Source organism: Acidimicrobiales bacterium, assembly GCA_036273495.1.
GTDB lineage: Bacteria > Actinomycetota > Acidimicrobiia > Acidimicrobiales > JAJPHE01 > DASSEU01.
In genome coordinates, this window is the sequence record DASUHN010000271.1 from 1 (window position 1) to 3,652 (window position 3,652).

The 3,652-nt window shown below is 75.0% G+C and carries 3 protein-coding genes; 2 read left to right on the forward strand and 1 reads right to left on the reverse strand.

Annotated features, from left to right (window positions below; genetic code table 11):
* The coding region (locus tag VFW24_11655; protein ID HEX5267419.1) for a Fur family transcriptional regulator at positions 1–458 on the reverse strand (458 nt) is incomplete at its 3' end.
* A gap of 53 nt (positions 459–511) precedes the next feature.
* On the opposite strand from VFW24_11655, the gene VFW24_11660 reads away from it, so the two are divergent.
* Positions 512–2,158, forward strand: a complete 1,647-nt coding sequence (locus VFW24_11660) for a glycerol-3-phosphate dehydrogenase/oxidase (GenBank protein ID HEX5267420.1) — start codon at positions 512–514, stop codon at positions 2,156–2,158.
* The coding region (locus VFW24_11665) for an FAD-binding oxidoreductase (protein HEX5267421.1) at positions 2,155–3,652 on the forward strand (1,498 nt) is incomplete at its 3' end. The genes VFW24_11660 and VFW24_11665, both read left to right, overlap by 4 nt.

Sequence of the window (3,652 nt, forward strand, 5' to 3'; positions counted from 1 at the left end):
TTGACTCTCTCGGTGCCGACCGTCCCAACCCGGTCGGCGTCGGCGATGCTGCACGCGTCACACAGACCGCGGAACACGACCTCGGCGTCCCCTACGGTGAAGCCTTGCTCCTGACCGGCGGGGACCTGCAACCCGGGGAACTCGGCGAAGAGATCCCTCACCGCGCCGCACCCCGTGCACACCAGGTGGTGATGCGGGCCCCGGTCCGGGTCGAACCGCACCGAGCCCGTCCCGAGGTCGAGGAGGTTGACCTCCCCGATGGCCGCCAGATCGTTGAGGGTCTGGTAGACCGTCCGCAGGGAGATGGTCGGCATCTCCCCCCGGGCGACGGCGTAGACGGCGTCGGCGGTGGGATGGGTCGGGTTGTCGTGCAGGATCCGGAAGATGCACTGACGTTGGGGCGTCACCTTCCAGCCCCGGTCGCGGAACAGCGTCGTCAGCTCCTCCGGGCTCCTCATGGACGGCCACCTTATCACCACCTATTGTCGTTCGACAATGTTTGTTGATAAGCATGGTTGTTGATAACGCCACCCCGTTCTCGCGCCAGACGGCGCTGCGGCGGATGGCCGACTCGCCCGTCGACGTGCTCGTGGTCGGGGGCGGGATCACCGGCGCCGGCGTGGCCCTCGACGCCGCCGCCCGGGGCCTGTCGGTGGCCCTGGTCGAGCGGGAGGACTTCGCATCGGGCACCTCGTCCAAGTCCTCGAAGCTGGTCCACGGCGGCCTGCGCTACCTCCAGCAACGCGACTACCTGCTCGTGCGCGAGGGCCTGGTCGAGCGCCAGCGGCTGCTGGCCAACGCCCCCCACCTGGTCCAGCCCCTCGCCTTCCTGATCCCGATCTTCGGGCGCGACGGCGTCCTGAACCGCGCCGTCGCCAAGACCTACTCGACCGCCCTGTGGTCCTACGACCTCGTCGGCGGCATGCGGATCGGCACCCGGCACCGGCGCATCGGGCGGGAGGAGGCGGCCCGGCTCCTTCCGACCCTGCGGGCCGACCTCCTGGTCGCCGGCTTCCTGTACTGGGACGCCCGCACCGACGACGCCCGCCTCACCCTGGCGGTGGCCCGGACCGCCGCCGACCACGGCGCCGCCGTCGCCAACCACGCCCCGGTGGCCGAGCTCACCCGGGACGGACGGGGCAAGGTCGACGGGGCGGTCCTGGGACCGTCCGGCGTGGCCGGGGGGCCCGACACCGCCGGGCTGCGGGTGCGCGCCGGTGTGGTCGTCAACGCCTCGGGCGTGTGGGCCGACGAGGTGAGGGGGCTGGGGGAGGGAAGCGATCCCGGCTCCCTTCGCCCGGCCAAGGGGGTGCACATCACCGTGCCCCTGGAGAAGCTGCCGGCCGAGGTGGCCATCGTCCTGCCGGTTCTCGGGGACCGGCGCTCGGTCTTCGTCGTCCCGTGGGGGGGCCACGTGTACGTCGGGACCACCGACACCGACTACGACGGGCCCCTCGACGACCCGAAGTGCACGGCCGAGGACATCGCCTACCTGGTGGCGGCGGTGAACGCCTTCGTGTCGACGCCCATATCGGAGCGGGACGTGGTCGGGACGTGGGCGGGCCTGCGGCCCCTCATCAAGGGCGCCGCCACCGACCGTACCGCCGACCTGTCCCGCCGCCACGACGTGCGCACCTCGGCCCAGGGCCTGGTGACGGTGACGGGCGGGAAGCTCACGACCTACCGCCGCATGGCGGCCGACACCGTCGACGCCGCCCTGGCGCAGCTGGGCCAGAGGGGCCGCCAGCGCCGGCGCAGCCCCACCCGCCGCCTGCGCCTGCACGGGGCCGACGCCCGCCCCGGGTCGGCCGCCGACGACCATCTCCACTCCCGTTTCGGGGGCGAATCCCCCCGCCTCGCCGCCCTCGCCTCCCAGCGGCCCGAGTGGGGGGCGCCGCTGGTGCCGGGCCTCCCCTATCTCGCTGTCGAGGCGGTGTGGGCGGCCCGCGAGGAGATGGCCCTGACCCTCGAGGACGTGCTGGCCCGCCGCACCCGGGCCCTGCTGCTCGACCGGGAGGCCACCGCCCGGGCCGCGCCGGGCGTCGCCGACCTCCTGGCGCCCGAGCTGGGCTGGGACGGGCCCGAGCGGGAGCGCCAGCTCGGCTCCTTCCTCCAGCTGGTCGAGGCCGAGCGGGCCGCCAACCGGGCCCCGGTGTGAGCGCGGCGACCGGGGGCACGGTCCCGGTGCCGCTGCCCGCCGACCTGTCGGGCGGACCCCGCCTCACGGCGGGCTGGATCGCCGCCGACGACCGGCTGGTGGAGCGACTGCGCTCGGTCTGCCCCGTCGACACCGACGCCCGGGAGTGCGCCGAGTGGGGCCGGGACTGGTGGCCGCTGGCCCTGCGCTGGGCGGCGGCGGGCCAGGTGCCGGCCCGGGCGGCGGCGGTGGCCCGGCCGGCCGACACCAGCCACGTGGCGGCGGTGCTGGCGGCCTGCAGCGAGGCCGGGGTGCCGGTCACGCCCGCCGCCGGGCGCAGCGGGGTGTGCGGCGGCAGCATCCCCGTCAGCGGCGGGGTGGTCCTCGACCTGCAGGCCCTGGCCGGCATCCGCGCCGTCGACGACCACTCGCTCCTGGTGACGGTCGGGGCCGGCACCTACGGCCACCACCTCGAGGCCGAGCTGCGCTCCCGCCACGGGGTGACCCTGGGGCACTGGCCCCAGTCGGTCGAGCTGTCGACGGTGGGCGGCTGGCTGGCGTGCCGGTCCGCCGGCCAGTACTCGACCCGCTACGGGAAGATCGAGGACATGGTCGTCGGGCTCGAGGCGGTGACCGCCGACGGCCGGGTGTGGCGCACGGGTGGCCGGGGACCGCGCACCGCGACCGGGCCCGACCTCACCCAGCTGATCGTCGGCTCGGAGGGCACGCTGGCCGTCATCACCGAAGCCGAGCTGCGCGTGCATCCCGTCCCCGCCGCCGAGAGGCGCTCGGCTTGGGCCTTCCCCGACTTCGCGTCGGGGCTCGAGGTGTGCCGGCGGGTGATGCGACGCGGCGCCACCCCCGCCGTCCTCCGTCTGTATGACGCCGTCGAGTCGGCGCGCAGCTTCGAGGTCGAGGGGCGCGCCGTGCTGATCGTGCTCGACGAGGGTGACCCGGTGCTGGTGGACGCCGTCGTCCAGGTGGTGGCCGAGGAGTGCGCCGGCGCGGCCCGGCTCGACGACGGCCTGGTGCAGCGCTGGCTCGACCACCGCAACGACGTCTCCGCCCTCGGCGCCCTGGTGCAGCGGGGCTTCGTGGTCGACACCGCCGAGGTGGCCGGTAGATGGGCGGTGCTGGCCGGGCTGTACGACGACGTGACCACCGCCCTCGGCGCCGTCGACGGCACCCTCGTCGCGTCGGCGCACCAGTCCCACGCCTACAGCGACGGGGCCTGCCTGTACTTCACGTTCGTGGCCCGGCCCCCGGCCGAGGCCGATGCCGATTGGGGGGACCGGTACTACCGGGCGGCGTGGGACGCGGTGATGGGCGCGGTCGTGGCGGCCGGGGCGGCGGTGAGCCACCACCACGGCATCGGCCTTCTGCGCGCCGACGCCCTGCGCCGGTCGCTGGGCCCGACCCACGAGCTCCTCGCCACCCTGAAGGGCGCCCTCGACCCGTCGGGCGTGCTGAACCCGGGAAAGCTCGGCCTGCCTTCCCCCTTCGGATCCCCGGCGT

Coding starts and splice junctions, on each gene's coding strand:
- VFW24_11660 (HEX5267420.1), top strand. CDS start 512: ATGGTTGTTGATAACGCCACCCCGTTCTCGCGCCAGACGGCGCTGCGG.